This is a genomic window from Nitrososphaera sp., assembly GCF_013388945.1.
GTDB lineage: Archaea > Thermoproteota > Nitrososphaeria > Nitrososphaerales > Nitrososphaeraceae > Nitrososphaera.
Genome location: NZ_JACAEH010000002.1, coordinates 127,927 through 142,519 on the forward strand (window position 1 = coordinate 127,927; position 14,593 = coordinate 142,519).

18 protein-coding genes are annotated in these 14,593 nt (G+C 53.9%); 13 read left to right on the forward strand and 5 right to left on the reverse strand.

From position 1 onward, the window contains the following. Positions 1–182: 182 nt before the first annotated feature. Both HXY31_RS01255 and HXY31_RS01260 read left to right on the forward strand, forming a co-directional pair. Positions 183–476, forward strand: a complete 294-nt coding sequence (locus tag HXY31_RS01255; RefSeq protein ID WP_292638720.1) for a hypothetical protein — start codon at positions 183–185, stop codon at positions 474–476. Positions 477–686: 210 nt separating this feature from the next. Further along, positions 687–812: a hypothetical protein gene (locus HXY31_RS01260; RefSeq protein ID WP_292638723.1), complete on the forward strand. Its 126-nt coding sequence runs from the start codon at positions 687–689 to the stop codon at positions 810–812. Between the two features lie 12 nt (positions 813–824). On the opposite strand, the gene HXY31_RS01265 is transcribed toward HXY31_RS01260, so the two are convergent. After that, positions 825–1,757 (reverse strand): adenylate/guanylate cyclase domain-containing protein, encoded by a 933-nt coding sequence (locus tag HXY31_RS01265; RefSeq protein WP_292638726.1) that lies wholly within the window; start codon positions 1,755–1,757, stop codon positions 825–827. A 204-nt stretch (positions 1,758–1,961) separates the two neighbouring features. Beyond that, positions 1,962–2,408 carry a universal stress protein gene (locus tag HXY31_RS01270; protein ID WP_292638728.1) on the reverse strand — a complete coding sequence of 149 codons (447 nt, stop codon included), beginning with the start codon at positions 2,406–2,408 and terminating at the stop codon, positions 1,962–1,964. 114 nt (positions 2,409–2,522) lie between these two features. Here HXY31_RS01270 and HXY31_RS12320 point away from each other — a divergent pair, with 114 nt between their 5' ends. From HXY31_RS12320 to HXY31_RS01285, 4 genes are all read left to right on the forward strand, one after another. After that, positions 2,523–2,864, forward strand: coding sequence for a DUF3574 domain-containing protein (locus HXY31_RS12320; protein WP_366933055.1), 342 nt, complete (start codon positions 2,523–2,525; stop codon positions 2,862–2,864). 1,020 nt (positions 2,865–3,884) lie between these two features. After that, positions 3,885–4,196, forward strand: coding sequence for a 4Fe-4S binding protein (locus HXY31_RS12325; RefSeq protein ID WP_366933059.1), 312 nt, complete (start codon positions 3,885–3,887; stop codon positions 4,194–4,196). A gap of 37 nt (positions 4,197–4,233) precedes the next feature. After that, a complete protein-coding gene (locus HXY31_RS01280; protein WP_292638734.1) occupies positions 4,234–4,710 on the forward strand; it encodes a phosphopantetheine adenylyltransferase in 477 nt (158 codons plus the stop codon). A 61-nt stretch (positions 4,711–4,771) separates the two neighbouring features. Beyond that, a complete protein-coding gene (locus HXY31_RS01285; RefSeq protein WP_292638736.1) occupies positions 4,772–5,110 on the forward strand; it encodes a hypothetical protein in 339 nt (112 codons plus the stop codon). Here HXY31_RS01285 and HXY31_RS01290 read toward each other — a convergent pair. Both HXY31_RS01290 and HXY31_RS01295 read right to left on the reverse strand, forming a co-directional pair. Further along, on the reverse strand, positions 5,107–5,391 hold the full coding sequence (locus HXY31_RS01290; protein WP_292638738.1) for a hypothetical protein: 285 nt from the start codon (positions 5,389–5,391) through the stop codon (positions 5,107–5,109). The two genes, HXY31_RS01285 and HXY31_RS01290, sit on opposite strands and share 4 nt — an antisense overlap. Continuing rightward, a complete protein-coding gene (locus HXY31_RS01295; RefSeq protein WP_292638740.1) occupies positions 5,388–6,545 on the reverse strand; it encodes a tryptophan--tRNA ligase in 1,158 nt (385 codons plus the stop codon). The genes HXY31_RS01290 and HXY31_RS01295 overlap by 4 nt, the downstream gene beginning before the upstream one ends. A 57-nt stretch (positions 6,546–6,602) precedes the next feature. Here HXY31_RS01295 and HXY31_RS01300 point away from each other — a divergent pair, with 57 nt between their 5' ends. From HXY31_RS01300 to sepF, 4 genes are all read left to right on the forward strand, one after another. Next, positions 6,603–8,087 carry a phenylalanine--tRNA ligase subunit alpha gene (locus HXY31_RS01300; RefSeq protein ID WP_292638743.1) on the forward strand — a complete coding sequence of 495 codons (1,485 nt, stop codon included), beginning with the start codon at positions 6,603–6,605 and terminating at the stop codon, positions 8,085–8,087. Beyond that, positions 8,075–9,706: a phenylalanine--tRNA ligase subunit beta gene (gene pheT, locus HXY31_RS01305; RefSeq protein ID WP_292638746.1), complete on the forward strand. Its 1,632-nt coding sequence runs from the start codon at positions 8,075–8,077 to the stop codon at positions 9,704–9,706. Before HXY31_RS01300 ends, pheT begins: the two co-directional genes overlap by 13 nt. A 141-nt stretch (positions 9,707–9,847) precedes the next feature. Next, entirely contained in the window at positions 9,848–10,876 is a 1,029-nt protein-coding gene (locus HXY31_RS01310; protein ID WP_292638748.1) for a tRNA (5-methylaminomethyl-2-thiouridylate)-methyltransferase, read from the forward strand. Between the two features lie 110 nt (positions 10,877–10,986). Next, the gene (sepF, locus tag HXY31_RS01315; RefSeq protein WP_292638751.1) at positions 10,987–11,280 is read left to right on the forward strand and encodes a cell division protein SepF; all 294 of its coding nucleotides are present in this window, start codon (positions 10,987–10,989) and stop codon (positions 11,278–11,280) included. Here sepF and HXY31_RS01320 read toward each other — a convergent pair. Continuing rightward, positions 11,272–13,167, reverse strand: a complete 1,896-nt coding sequence (locus HXY31_RS01320) for a beta-CASP ribonuclease aCPSF1 (RefSeq protein WP_366933056.1) — start codon at positions 13,165–13,167, stop codon at positions 11,272–11,274. The two genes, sepF and HXY31_RS01320, sit on opposite strands and share 9 nt — an antisense overlap. A gap of 180 nt (positions 13,168–13,347) precedes the next feature. Between HXY31_RS01320 and HXY31_RS01325 the strand changes: the two genes are divergently transcribed. The 3 genes from HXY31_RS01325 (at position 13,348) to HXY31_RS01335 (ending at position 14,561) form a co-directional block, all read left to right on the forward strand. After that, on the forward strand, positions 13,348–13,713 hold the full coding sequence (locus HXY31_RS01325) for a nuclear transport factor 2 family protein (RefSeq protein ID WP_292638756.1): 366 nt from the start codon (positions 13,348–13,350) through the stop codon (positions 13,711–13,713). Between the two features lie 142 nt (positions 13,714–13,855). Further along, on the forward strand, positions 13,856–14,218 hold the full coding sequence (locus tag HXY31_RS01330) for a PKD domain-containing protein (protein WP_292638758.1): 363 nt from the start codon (positions 13,856–13,858) through the stop codon (positions 14,216–14,218). Positions 14,219–14,252: 34 nt separating this feature from the next. Next, positions 14,253–14,561: a TRAM domain-containing protein gene (locus tag HXY31_RS01335; RefSeq protein WP_292638759.1), complete on the forward strand. Its 309-nt coding sequence runs from the start codon at positions 14,253–14,255 to the stop codon at positions 14,559–14,561. Positions 14,562–14,593: the final 32 nt, after the last annotated feature.

Consider the following 14,593-nt stretch of genomic DNA (forward strand, 5'->3'; position numbering starts at 1 on the left):
GCACTTGAATATGCTACGCCCTCTGTGAGATCCTGAAACTCTTTGCCGCAGGACTTGCAAACTCGATACATATTGCACATCATTGCGAATATCTCTGCAATAAGTCTGTTTGTATCGCTCTGAAATGTGTGTGTGGAAAAGATATATCCGGGCTCGGCTCATTACGAGCGAGGTAATTTTGTGTGGCAATAATCAAGATATACAAGAGAAACTCTACTTTTGTAGAGTTGAGTAATTTGGTCGAAGAACTTGCCAATGTCGGATTAACCGAGACCCTGAAAAAATATTACACCAAGCCGTTTGAGCATGAAGCGCGGAGCATAGTAGCAGGCCCAAGCTTCATGCAGTTCCTGAACAAGTTATTCAAAACACAGATAGCGGCCGGAGACATCCTAGAATTTGAGTCGGGTGGCCATGACAAGTACTTCATGTTCTCGCTGACGGGTACTTGGGACGAGATAATAAAACTACAATAAATGACTGCTGCCATTTCAGGACAGTGACATACGTCGGGAGTTTTCTTGGTTTCATACATCATTTATCTTGATAAGAATTGCAGGATGATGGCAAGATCAAAAGGTTAAGAGCACCGACAGGTACAATCCCGAATTGGGATAGAGATGGATGATCGAGAGTACGACCAGCTGGACTCGCTTACATCAAGCACAAATACAGAGATCAGTAGATTGAGCCTCATTGTCAAGAACTTGAGGCTGAGATTAGAATCGCTGGAGAGAAATCAGACCGAACTGATGGACAAAATCAATGAACTACGAAAGGAAGATGATGTTGAGGATGATGATGGCGATTAATGTGGAAACTAGTTAGGTCGAAGGGCCGTACAGGTTGTACAGCTTTCCTGTCTTGCTGCTAACATAATTCCACATTTCCGGAGTCGACAGCTGTTTAAAAGCGTCTCTCTGTTCTTTGTCAAGTGCGTCATATACATACTGGCCAATTACAATTTGATTCGGTTCCGCGATGCCTGTAATTTTAGACGCTACGCTGATCGTGTAGCCAAGAATGTCGTGATGCGGCTTTTTCATTACTATCGAATTGTCATTGTCTAGGCCTGAAGACTGAACATTCCATCCATATTGTACTACTACGACTTCGCCCACATCTATGCCTACACGAACGCCCAGCTCTGGATAGCCCTCTTGGTTCAGGAGTGGGTTGAATCCTTCTTTTACTGCCCTGATCATGGATCTTGCACAGTTCACCGCATTGCTACATGGAATGTACATATTGGACTTGTCGGCGGCAACAAAAAATGCGAGGATTGCGTCTCCCAAGTACTTTAGGACATAGCCTCCATACGCAGACACGATTAGAGACATTTCATGTGTAAACGCACGGACTATTGCGGCCAACTTGTCGACTGGCAAGGTCATTGAGAGCCTTGTTGATCCAACTATGTCGATGTACAATATTACAAGGGTAACTTTAGACCCTGCTAATTTCGCAAGAGCATTTTGTGTGTCTTCTGTGGATATGTTAAACTCCATTTCACTCTTTAATGATTTCCACATTTCCAGCTGTGCAGACTTGATGATATTGTCAATGTTAACCAGTGCATCAAGATAAAATACGTCCAAAGACGCCGAAGCCTGTTTGGCGGGCGTCCCCTGGTCTTGAACGTTTGTATCGTTGATGATGCGGATAACTTCTTCCTTGCTAATGTCGAGCTGCATTGCAATTACTTCTGGCAGGATACCGGAGTTATGCAAGTTAAGCACAGTCTCCTTTTGTTTCAATGTTAGTCCTCTATCTTGCGCTTCGGTATAAAGTCATTAGTCAAGCGGATTTCCTTCGGTAGCCTGACTTTGAATTTACACTTTTCTTTGTGGAGCTTTTTCTTCTTTTCTTTACTTTTGCCATTGAAAATGGCATCCCGCAAGGTTCTATTTAAGTACGGGGTAGGCAAAATGGTAATGATTACAATTTGACTCTGGCTATCATTATCTTACAACCAGTACAGGGCACGGGGCATAGGCCAATACGCCCGCCGCAACACTACCCAGAAATAGTTTTTCCAGGTCGGACTTGCCCCTTGAACCTACTACAACAAGTTCGGTTTTATTCTCTTTGGCATACCTTACTATTTCTGCAGCAACTGATTCCGTAGTCTCATTCATTTTCAGTTCAATTGCTACTCCATTTTCCTTACCCCTCTTTTGAATTTCCGCAAGCCAATCCTTGGCCTCCCCGTGTATTTCCTTGATGAACTCCTCGTACCAGACCGCGCGCGGGTAGAGTCTTTCCCCAAACGGTATGTAGATGACGTAGAGGGCTGTTAATATAGAATCGTACTTTGCTGCTAGAGATATGGCGGCATCAACCGCCCTCATTGATTGGTCCGAGCCATCGACTGCTACCAAGATGTTTCCAAAGTTAGTTGTCCCCATTGGTTGACTATGCATTTGGTATGCTAAAAAGTAGCATGTTCGGAATGCGGGGGCAGTGCTGCCAGTAATTGATAAAATCGCAGGACCGTTCATAACACAGAGTTATAGGCTGGCATGCGCTACACCACGTACAAGTTGGGCCGCTCTAGAGCAATAAAAATCGATTTCTATATACCTACAAGAACAAGAAACGGCAAAGAGATAGACCCAGATAAGGTGGACAGAATCGTAAACCAGATTTGGCCGAAATATCAAGGCGCCACAAAGCTAACCGGTACGGGCTATTATCGTCCAAAGTCAGGGAAAGATGAGATTACCGATAGTTATGTGCTTTCGATAATCACAACACCCGACAGAACATTCAATCGTCATCTACGACATTTTAAGCAAAAAATTAAAGAAGACCTGCATCAAGAGTCGGTGCTGATAACGTGGCATTATGTTGAAGTTTTGTGATAGTATTGTATGGGTGGGTAATTCGGCCACCGATGCATCAATGTGTGACGCAAACCTCCCGTATTTTCAGAAATCGTTCCTGCATGCCCATATCGCCCTGCGGCATGGCCGGAGCGCCTCCGGACTTGCTTGAGGCTATAACGTCGTCTATCCTCAGGATCATCGACGCAGCTTCCGTGGCTGACTTAATTACTCGCAAAAATTGCACCATTTTTTCGTGCTCAAAATGGTGCATTGTGCACCATATTTCCACTGGAAACACCTGTGTATTTGGTAAGAACCATGCCATCCGCATAAGCGAAATACTTTTAGGCTATTCAAATTCCTAGCTAAGTGATGTCTGCCTTACTCAAGGACCGAGTATGGACGATGCTGTCAGAGACTTCCAAAAAGGGCGTCTACCCGCTCCACGGAAACAAGCTTGGCCTTTACCGCATCCCAATAGAGATCACGGAAAAGGCCGATATTGCAAGCATACAGAACGACCTGAGAAGCTCGGGCTTTACCATGCAGACACACGCAGACAGGATATACGTCACCTACAAGTGGACCGAAAAGGGCACCGACCCGGTCACCGGCGAGGAGCTCTCGGCAGAGCCCAACATAACAGTCGAGATTGTGACCGGCGAGGTGGTAGATCTCATTTACCAGATAAGACAGCTGGAATACTTTGGCGACCCTTACTGGATAAGGAACTACCGCCAGACTGCCGACAGGCACGCCAAGATGGTCATTGATACTATAATCCGCAACACCAAGATCGGCGACAAGATGATTGCCCAGTACCAGAAGGCAGAAAAGCTGACACTTGAGCAGGCGATAAAGAAGCTTGAAGAAAACACGCCACTTGCGCTAAAGCCAAAGGCAAGGAGCGCTACCGCGCCCCCGCCCGCGCAGGCAGCCGCAGCGCCCAAGCCCGCGCCGGCAATGGCCGCGCCGCAGGCCCCCGCTGCAGGTGGAGGCGACACCACTGTATCGCTTTCAGGTTCCGGCACTAGCTACTCAAAGGTCGAAGGGCCCATTGACGTCAAGTTCAAGGAAAAGAGGCAGCAGGCAGGCAAGTTCAAAGGAATCGCAGTCTGGGGCCCATACGACGCGCCCGGCCAGCTTGGAATCTGGGGTACCAACGTCTGCGTCGATTTCGACATCTGTGTCGCTGACGGCGCCTGCATAGAGGCCTGCCCTGTCAACGTCTACGAGTGGCTCGAGACTCCGGGCCACCCTGCATCGGAGAAGAAGGCGTTCATGGCAAGAGAAAAAGACTGCATATTCTGCCTTGCGTGCGAGAACGTCTGCCCTCCGCAGGCGATAAAGATATTCCAAAAGAGCTAGCATCGACATTAATATCCCAACAAGCCTACCACTAGCGTTGGCTAGGTTCCGCGTCGTGGCTACGGGTGGCACGTTTGACGAGATACACGCAGGGCACATCGCGCTCCTGGCAAGGGCGTTTGAGGTCGGCGACAGGGTGATAATCGGCGTGACAAGCAACGAGTTTGCATCCTCTTACAAGGGCAAGAAGCTGAACCACGGTTTTGACCAGCGCGTCGCAAACCTAAAGCGGGCCATCTCTGAAAAGTTTGGCGACGTCAAGTACCAGATAGCGAGGCTTGACAGCGAGTTCGGGCCTGCGGTCACGACCGGCGAGGTTGGCGCGCTCGTCGCAAGTGCCGAGACCAAGGCAAAGGGCCCCAAGCTCAACGAGATACGCAGGAAAAACGGCCTGCCCCCGGCAGAGGTGATAGCAGTCGAGATGGTGAAGGCAGAGGACGGCCTGCCGATATCGTCAACCCGCATCCGCGCAGGCGAGATTGACAGAAACGGCCGGTTGTTAAGGCCAAAGTAAGACAGGCTCAACAATCTTTGATTACCGGGATTTTATCCTCCGATGTGCAGCGACTGCCGGAATGTTCCCGGAAACACCCATAGAATTTGCAGAGAACAAGATAGTCGGCACGATAAAGGGCCTGAGAGAGGGCCTTGATCCAGATGTCCTGGCATACTGGTACAAGCGCATCGAGGACAGGTCCATAGAGGTGGTGCCGGAGCACCTCAAGGACAAGGTGCACTTTGAGCAGGACAGGGTTCTCTGGATGAAGTTCAAGATGAACGTCTCAAAGAGGGCCGTGCCCTATGTGATGAACGTTATTGAGGAGTACATCCCGATGATGCCCTACTCGACTGGCCTGTATTTCCGAAAGGTGCAGGAGGCCCTCACCGACGAGATGAACAAGGACCTGTGCTAGTCCTTCACGGATATCTCCGCCACCGACCCGGCAAAGTCGCTTGAAACGACGGTGGACTTGCCGGCGGCGATGCTTTTCAAAAGCGCCTCGAGGCGCTCGGCGTTTTTCCTGTCCTTCAGGACTACTGCGTGCGACGACTTGTCCTTGAGTTTTACCACGACCTCGCTCCCGATGACTGCCGTGACGCCGGCCACGTATACTGTGCCGTCCTTCTGGACCGACACTAATGCAGCAAGTTTCTCGGCCTCGTACCTACCGTCGCATTCAAACTGGAACTTCATGGCTCTATCGGCTGCTCGTCGTACATGAACTTGGCAACCACGTCCCTTGCCTTTTCGCGCCGCTTCTTGAACTGCGTGACAAACGGCACTGCGCCCTTTGCAAGGTCGCCCTTGCACTCGCCACAGAGCAGGTTGCCGCTCCTGCACTTTAGCAGCCGCTCGTCGGACTGTTTTTCGGTGTCAAAGAAGTAGCGCAGGTACCAGAACACAGGGCAGCCCGTCGGGTTGCCACCAAGCTGGCGCTGGAGCGCCACCGTCGGCTGGCCGCCTGTAAAGGACGACGACGTTTTTTTCTCGACGACTTCTGGCTCGTCCGTCGTGAAAATGGCAGTCTCGGGTTTTGACGACGACATCTTGCCCATCATCCCGAGGCCGGGCAGGAACTTGCTGTGTATCTGCGCCGGCTTGTAGTAGCCCATCCTGTCGGCCACGTCGCGAGTCATGCGCCAGTACGGGTCCTGGTCAATTGCGGCAGGTATCAGCACCGGCACGTTCCTGCCTTCTATCACTGACGGCAGAAAGCAAGGCGCGGCCTGGACAGGAGGGAAGCCTATCATGCCTATGTTGGTAGAGTTGGTAAAGCCAAAGACCGCTTTTGCAGTCGAGAAAGTTATGCGCTTGGCTATCTCTGTCGCAAGCGGGTAGAGGTGCTGGATGTGCTTTGTGTCGACTATAATCCTCGTCTTTTTTGGGTCAAATCCGATGGCTATAATGTCAAGTATGTTCTCGTACGTGTAGCGCCTCGTCTCTTCGCGGGTCCTGTCCTGCCCGTACAGGAACTTTTCGTCGTCGGTTATCTGGAACAAAAGTTTTGAGCCAAACCTGTCTTGCAGGTACTTTGTGAATATCCACGGCATGACGTGGCCCATGTGGACCATCCCCGACGGCCCCCGGCCGGTGTACAGATAGAAATCCTCGCCCTTTTCCTTTTTGTCAAGCACCCAGTCAAAGTCTCGGTGGGAAAAAAAGTATCCAAGCTTCAGCATCGGGTGGACCTCTCCTGTCAGCTTTTTCATTTTAGACAGTATAGCAGGCGTTATGGGCTGCGTGCCGAACTTTTCCACGAGGCGGTTGTAGTCTATTTCGCCTTCGACCTCCCACGGCGTGACTGTAAAGTCGCCCTTTTCTGCCGGTTCTTCCGCGGGAGAAGACATGATGCAAAGACATCGCGCTAACGTTTAAAAACTCTTCCCACATGTCAACCCTGAACAATGAGTAGCGACGCCTCCGCGCTCCACCCGATTGAAAGGGCAATCCTGAAGGCGCTCTCGCAGGGCGAGCAGGCGTCTATCGAGGCGCTTGCGGGGGCGTCCGGCCTTTCTGCAGACCAGGCCCGGCGCGGAGTCGAGTGGCTGAAATTCAAGGGCCTGATTGCAGTTTCTGAATCTTCCACTTTTGCAGTGTCGCTTGACGCAGAAGGCAGGGGTGCCGCGCAATTCGGCCTGCCGGAGCGCAGGCTTGTCAGGGCAGTCAAGGAGGGCAGGGACACGATGGCAAAGGTGCTTGCAAGCGGCGCGCTCAAGGGCGACGAGGTAAACGCGGCTGTCGCAGGCGCAAGGCGCAACCAGTGGATACAGTTCGGGCAGGGCGGCACAATATCGGCGTTGCAGGCGCCCCAGTCGCCTGAAGAACTTGCGCTTGTAAGGCTGGCAAAGGGAAGCGCCGACGAGTCACAGCTGAGCGAGCAGGAAAAGGCAGGGCTTGCACTCTTGAAAAAGAGGCCCGGCTACATAACTTCAAGCGAGCAGAAAAAGACGCAGATATCGATAACAGAAGCAGGCAGGGCCATCCTTCCGGCGATCGAGAGCGAAAAGCCGCAGGAGCGCAGGCTCAGCCCAGAATTGATAACGTCCGGGAAATGGAAAAACGTCGAGTTCAGCGCGCTTGATGTCGAGGCGCCGGCGCCGGCCGTCTACCCGGGCAGGCGCCACCCGCTGGTTGACATCATCGAGGAAGTGAAAGAGATCTTTGTGGGCCTCGGCTTTTCAGAAATAGACGGGCCGATGGTGCAGTCTGGCTTTTGGAACTTTGACGCGCTGTTTACGCCGCAGGACCACCCGGCAAGGGAGATGCAGGACACCTTTTACATTTCAGGGCAGAGCCAGCCCGTACCGGCAAGCAAGGACCAGATAGCAAAGGTGTCGGCAGTGCACAGGGCCGGCTGGGGCGGCTGGGACACAAAAGAAGCACAGCGCATAGTGCTCCGCACGCACACCACTCCCGTAACACTCCAGCACCTAGCGGCGCAAAAACCCGGGAGCGCCAGGTTCTTTTCAGTCGGCAGGGTGTTCCGCAACGAGAAGGTCTCGTACAAGCACCTGGTCGAGTTCCACCAAGTAGAAGGAGTCGCGACCACCCCAAAGGCGTCTTTGCGCGACCTCATGGGCCTGCAAAAAGAGTTTTACGCGCGCATGGGCATAAAGAAGGTCAAGTTCTGGCCGACGTTCTTCCCTTACACAGAGCCGTCGCTACAGAGCATGGTATACAACGACAGGCTGCAAAAATGGGTGGAGCTTTTCGGGATGGGGATATTCAGGCCCGAAGTGACAAAACCGCTTGGCATCAAAAACCCCGTCCTTGCCTGGGGCGGCGGCCTTGAGCGCATCGCGATGCTGCGGTTCAACCTTGACGACGTGCGCGACATATACGGCAACAGGCTGTCATGGCTCAGGAGCGTGCCAAGATGCCAGTCGTAAACGTCTCCCTTGACAGGCTGAAAAAGATGGTGCCCGGAGTCAAAATAGACAGGGCGCTTGAGATGCTGCCGTTTGTGGGCCTTGACATAGAAGGGACGGACGGCAACATAGTGAGGGTAGAGTACAACCCAAACAGGCCCGACTTTTCGTCAGACTATGGCATCGCAAGGGCGCTCTCTGGACTGCTTGGCAAAAAGACAGGCGCGCCGAAGTTCAAGGCGTCAGGCAAGAGCGGCATTTCAGTAAGGGTCGACAAGAAGGTCAAAGGCGTCAGGCCCTTTGTGGCGGCGCTTGTAGCCAGAAACGGCAGGCTGGACGACGAGTCGATAAAGCAGATAATCGCAATGCAGGAAGACCTGCACAACGGACCGGGCAGGCGCAGGAAAAAGGCTTCCATCGGGATCCACAACCTCGACGCCATCAAGGGGCCGATAAAATACACGCTTGTGAGCGGCGGCCACTCGTTTGTGCCCCTTGGCGAAAAAGGCGAGATGACTGTAAAGCAGGTCCTTGAAGAAACCCAGACGGGCCGCGAGTACGGCCACCTGCTTGGTAACAAGTATCCAGCAATAATCGACGGCAAGGGCACGACGCTATCATTGCCGCCCATCATAAACGGCGAGGCCACAAAAGTCGATGCAAAATGCAGGAACCTGTTTGTAGAAGTCACTGCGACTGACAGAAAGGCTGCAGACGACGTGCTTGCAGTCCTTGCGATGACCCTCGCAGACGCGGGCTTTGAGATAAGGTCCGTTTCAATCGTCGACGGCAAAAAACGCGATACGCCGGACATGAAGCCTGTAAAGATGTCAGTCGACGCAGGCTATGTCAACGAGATCTTGGGGCTGGAACTTTCGCCGGCGCAGATTGTTGGCTGCCTGAAAAAATGCAGGCTCGACGCCAAGGCTGCAAAGGACAGTGTAACCTGCACGATACCGCGCTACAGGACGGACATCTTTTCCCCCGTCGACCTTGCGGAGGAAGTGGCGATAGGCTACGGGCTTTACAACATCGAGCCGACGTTTCCTTCTTCCCCCGTCGCAGGCCAGCGCTCTGAAATGTCGGCGCGCTTTGACGCCGCGCGCGACACGATGGCCGGCCTTGGCATGATAGAGGCGTTCAACTTTTCCCTCTCTAGCAGGCAGGTGCAGTACGAGCTTGCAGGCAGGGCGCCCGAAGGAGAGATCCTTGCGGTGGACGGCAGCAAGAGCGCCGAGCACGACATTTTAAGGGACGCACTTGTCCCGTCGCTTTTGCAGTCGCTTGCCAGAAACGTGCACGAAGAGTACCCGCAGAGGCTGTTTGAAATAGGCAAGGTCTTCAGGAAAACCGACAGGATAGAAGAGTCGTGGCACATTGCGGCAGCCATAGCGCACGGCGAGGCCGACTATACGGAGATAAAATCGGCGCTCCAAGCGCTTGCGTCCGCGTTTGGAATGCAGGTTACAACAAAGGCGTCGCAGGACCAGCTCTTCATCAAGGGCAGGTGCGCCGCCGTGATGAAGGGCGACAGGCAAGTGGGCACCATAGGCGAGATAACGCCCCTAGCAATCGACAGTTTCAAGCTGAGGGTGCCTGTCGCAGCGTTTGAGGTAGACCTGCAGGCCTTGCTTTTGTAAGAAAGCCACAAATACCATGCAGTCGCACTACATTCACCCCGTTTAAAGAGCACGCAGAGGAGCTAAAGGCTAACCCGTGATCGCGTGTGAGTCAGAGACGGGGCACACAAATTTATACCCACGGTGACGCAAGCTTCCATCATGTCGCAGGACGGTCAGAAAGAAGAGAAAAAGCCAAAGGCAGTAGCGCTGCTTTCAGGCGGCCTTGACAGCAGCCTTGCCGTAAGGATGATGCTGGAGCAGGGAGTCGATGTCGAAGCTGTCGCGATAAAGACGCCCTTCTGCGACTTTGACTGCGGCAAGGGCTGCGGACACCGGGTAAAGGAGGTCGCAGACGAGATTGGAATCAAGCTAAAGACGGTGTATTTTGGAGAAGAGTACCTGCGCATGCTAAAGGACCCCAAGCACGGCTACGGCTCGGGGATGAACCCGTGCATCGACTGCAGGCAGATGATGTACGGCGCGGCCAAGGAGCACATGGAAAAGACCGGCGCGGATTTCATAATAACAGGAGAGGTGCTGTTCCAGCGCCCGATGAGCCAGAACAACAGGGCTCTCCACATAATCGAGAGCGAGACGGGGCTTGAAGGAAAGGTGTTGCGCCCGCTTTCTGCAAAGCACATGCCGCCAACAGACGCGGAAAAATCCGGCCTGATAAAGCGCGAGAACATGGGCGACATCAAGGGTAGGTCGAGAAAGGGTCAGCTGGCACTTGCAAAGCATTTCGGCGTGCAAGAGCCGCCAAACGCCGCCGGCGGCTGCCTGCTTACCGACCCGGCGTTTTCAAAGCGCGTCGAAGACGCGATGCAGCACGCGCAGGACATCCCGTCTATAAACGACATCGAGCTCTTAAAAGTCGGGAGGCATTTCAGGCTCACAGGGGACGCCAAGCTTGTGGTCGGCAGGAACAAGGACGAAAACGAGGTTATGCTGGCACTTGTAGAGGACGCCGACGTCGTACTGGAAGCAAAAGACTATGTCGGCCCGGTCTGCATACTTCGCGGAAAAAGCGACGACAGCGCCATTGCTACTGCCGCGTCGATTGCGCTGCGCTACTCCGACGCGCCCAAGGACGCGCGGTCCAAGGTCAGGGTAAGGGCCGGCGGCTCTGAAAGGGAAATAGCAGTAGCGCCTGCGGACAACGGCTGGCTTGAAAGCATCCGGATCTGATTTCCGGAACACGGATCGGCATTTTAAAGCTAAAATCGACCACCCGGTGAACGAGAATTGACCAGCTAGACTATTGAGAGCTGACTGCGAATCAAGCTGCACCTCAACAGATGACGGACAGATCCACCACGACCCACAAGCCTCCGGTCTACCTGAAGGCACTGACACTACGGGACGTGAGTGACATCACCGCCATCAAAGAGGACATCAAAAAGCACATGATAGTTATCCTGCGCGTGACCCCGCTTGCGCAAAAAGACGTCGAAGAGCTGCGCAAGGTTGTTGAAGATCTGTACGCGTACGCGCAGTCAATCGGCGGAGACATTGCGCGCCTTGGCGAGGAGCGCATCGTGCTGACTCCACCGGGCGTCAAGGTCTGGCGGGGCGCCTACGACCTAAAGTAGCTTTATAGCTTCCTGCACGAGCGGGTGCTGCGTCTGTATCTTGAAGATCTTGTTTATCGAGCTTGCAAGGTTCTGCGCCTTGGGCCTCTCGCCGTGGTTGACAAGAACGCGGCGCAGCTTCGGGCGCAGCCTGCTGACGTAAGCCATCAGCTGGTTGTAGTCGCTGTGGCTTGCAAACCCGTCAATGCGCTCGACGTGGCAGCGCACGTTTACAGATTCGCCGTCGACTGTCACCTGCCTTGCGCCGTCCTGCAGCAGCCTGCCCGGCGTGTCTACCGCCTGATAAGAAGTGAGTATCACCTTGCTTGCCGGGTCGCCTGCCAGTTGCTTGAAGTAAAGCGCCGAAGCGCCGCCTGCAAGCATCGACGAGGGCGCAAGCACCACTGCCGGCTCGCCCTGCTTTATCTGGGCAAACTCGACTGTCTCAAACCTGGCGCCAAAGGGGCTTGCTTCCGACTCGCCCATGACCGGCCGAAGCTCCCTTGACAGGAACTCGACATAGGTTTCATAGACTGCGGTGGCTTCGGAGACTATTTTTTCTACCATTATCCTTGATTGCGGTATCCTGCCTGATTTTGCCATTGCATCAAGCACCAGCAGGAGCTCCTGCGAAATGCCTACAGCAGGCACTGGCAAAAGCACGCGGCCTCCGGTGTGGACTGCAGACGTTATTGCGCGGGCAAGGCTGGCCTCGGCCTCTTCCCGCGGGCATAAAATGTCCTCCTTGCCTCCAAACGTGCTCTCTATTATCATGGTCTCGACGCGTGGAAAGTTCCACGAGGCGTTGTCAAGCGAGAGCGTCCTGCCAAACTTCAGGTCGCCTGTGTATACGAGGTTGTGGCCGCCGTTTCCGATGTGCAGGTGCGCCGACGCAGAGCCCAGGATGTGGCCCGAGTTTGACAGCACCAGCTTTACGTCAGGCGATATGTCAGTCACGATTCCGTGCGGGAGTGGTATTGCGTGCACCAGCGTCTGCTCGACGTCCGCGTCGGAGTAGAGCGCGCCCGAAGTGCGCTTTACATAGTCGCGCTGGAGTATTGCCATCAGCATGACAGTGGGCTCGGTGCAGTAGACGGGGCCTGCGTAGCCGTACTTGAAAAGCGTCGGCAGAAAGCCTGCGTGATCCATGTGCGCGTGCGTTACCACCACTGCGTCTATCTCGTCCATGGCAACGGCTGCCACGTCAAATCGCGGGTAAGCCAGGAGCGTGTCTTTTGCAGTCTCGTTTATGCCGCAGTCAAGGAGCACCTTGCTCTCTGGCGTCGAAAGAAGCATGCACGAGCGCCCCACCTCGGCAAACCCCCCGAGCGTCATGAGCGACGCCTCTGCAGACTCGGCAAGCCTGTCGCGGAATATCTTGTCGCCTACTTCGCGGTAAAAGCGCGTGCGCTCTGCAACAGTCTCGCCCAGTATGCGGTAGGCGTACTGCACAAACTCCATGCTTCGGGGGGCGCGCCGGACCTTGACGCGCCAGCCCGTCTTTTCTGCAAGGTCGATGTTGTCAAACTCCTCGCCAGTCTGCGCAAGCATCCAGGGTTTTTTCGCAAAGACAACCGCCTCGCCAAGCACGGGGTCAAAGAACGTGCCGGCGGCGCCGGCCTCCACAGGTATCGATTTTGATATTATCTCTGCAGACTCGCCCTGCGGCTTGCGTATCGACTCGTCGGTCCTGACCACGATGCGCTTCTTTATCGTGTTTACCATGTTGGAAACCAGCTGGCTGTTCTGCATCAGGTAAGACGGGTTCTTGGAATAGAGCGCTATCTTGGGGCCTTCGTACTCTATCTTTGTAAGCGCCGCCTCCTGGGGCAGACTCTGCAGTATCACTGCCATTATGTTCTGGCTTGCAGGTTCTTGGTAGGGAGGTTTACGCTGCAATATTGTCACTGTATCGGCGTCACACTATAACGTAGGTGAAGTCGCCGGTAGGTGGGTCCGAGCCCGTATTAAATATTTGGATAGGCGGCGTTGATAGCTTTGTTAAATCGGTTCATGTCTGAACAAGCTTCCCTAAATCGAAAGCCCGAGATAACGCGGAGATAAATCCAGTGCCACCTATAGAGTGTCATGCAAAAAAATGAATCTGCAAAAAGCGCGAAGGAAATAGTGATGGAGTACCTGCAGGCAGTAGAACGCGAAGACTTTGAATCTGCCAGAAGCTACCTGAAGGACGACGTATCGTACGTGTCGCCCCTTAATTCGTTTGACAATGCTGAAGCATACCTGAAGTATAATTTCAGCTTGCACCTGCCGAAACTGGATATCAAAAAGATTTTTGCCGATGGCAATGACGTCTGCATTTTCCACGAGACGACTCTTGCCAAGCCGCCTGCAACGGTCTTTACATCCATATTGGTCCACGTCGACGGCTGGAAAATAAGGTCGATAAGGGTTCTTTTCGATCCGCGACCTTTCGTTCAGCCGAAGAGATAGGTGAGAGGGTACAAAACAAGGCTATCCAAGGTAACAACGGAAGATGCTTTGATAATGTAAACACTACATCTGACTCGACTTCTTTGACAAAGCCGGCGCTGGATGGGTTATTTTTATTAATAGAAGGCCGGCTCTACGGGCCGTGGTAAAGTCGGCTGTATGGATAGCCGCGGTTGGCGCCGGCGTGGCGGCAGTCCTCATAGTGGCGTACATGCCCCAGCTCTTTTTCCCGCCGCCTGAGGAGATAAAGCCGCTGCAGTCAGGAGGGCAGGTGAAAAACGAGCTTGCAGTCGGCGAGGCAGGGTCGTTCAGGGGCCTTGCCAGCGGAGGCAAGCCGCCGTACCAGTTCGAGTGGGGCTTCCCCGACGGGAGCGTGGTCCGCAGCATGAACGCGACCCGGGCGTTTGATTCTCCGGGCACCTACGAAGTTACTGTCACCGTGACTGACTCTGCCGGGCAGTCAGGGCACCACTCTTTTGAGATACAAGTCTCGCCGGCCCAGTAAGTTGAAATATCAACAATCCATACTTGGTGTTGTCTTGGGAGATAGAGGTTCCGGCGCAAGGGGCCCGAGGAGATTTGGCGGCCCCAGGCCTTTCAGGCTTGCGCCAGTCAAGGTCGGCGACGAGTACGACGTGAAGATAGAGTCTATGAGCAGGAGGGGCGACAGCGGCGTCGCAAAGATCCAGGGGCTCGTGGTTTTCGTGCCGGGCGCAAAGGTGGGCGACTCGCCTAGGATAAAGATAACAAAGGTTGGAAACGGCTTTGCGGCATCAGAAGTGATTGGCAAGAGCAGCGCGGAGCCGCTTGAAGGGGAGGCAGAGACATCAGGTGACATTGACGAGTAAGGGCCTCAAGGTGGCCTCGCCGCCGGCGCACC

Coding starts and splice junctions, on each gene's coding strand:
- HXY31_RS01270 (WP_292638728.1), bottom strand. CDS start 2,408: ATGGGGACAACTAACTTTGGAAACATCTTGGTAGCAGTCGATGGCTCG.
- HXY31_RS12320 (WP_366933055.1), top strand. CDS start 2,523: ATGCGCTACACCACGTACAAGTTGGGCCGCTCTAGAGCAATAAAAATC.
- HXY31_RS01285 (WP_292638736.1), top strand. CDS start 4,772: ATGTTCCCGGAAACACCCATAGAATTTGCAGAGAACAAGATAGTCGGC.
- HXY31_RS01290 (WP_292638738.1), bottom strand. CDS start 5,391: ATGAAGTTCCAGTTTGAATGCGACGGTAGGTACGAGGCCGAGAAACTT.
- HXY31_RS01295 (WP_292638740.1), bottom strand. CDS start 6,545: ATGTCTTCTCCCGCGGAAGAACCGGCAGAAAAGGGCGACTTTACAGTC.
- HXY31_RS01300 (WP_292638743.1), top strand. CDS start 6,603: ATGAGTAGCGACGCCTCCGCGCTCCACCCGATTGAAAGGGCAATCCTG.
- pheT (WP_292638746.1), top strand. CDS start 8,075: ATGCCAGTCGTAAACGTCTCCCTTGACAGGCTGAAAAAGATGGTGCCC.
- HXY31_RS01310 (WP_292638748.1), top strand. CDS start 9,848: ATGTCGCAGGACGGTCAGAAAGAAGAGAAAAAGCCAAAGGCAGTAGCG.
- sepF (WP_292638751.1), top strand. CDS start 10,987: ATGACGGACAGATCCACCACGACCCACAAGCCTCCGGTCTACCTGAAG.
- HXY31_RS01325 (WP_292638756.1), top strand. CDS start 13,348: ATGCAAAAAAATGAATCTGCAAAAAGCGCGAAGGAAATAGTGATGGAG.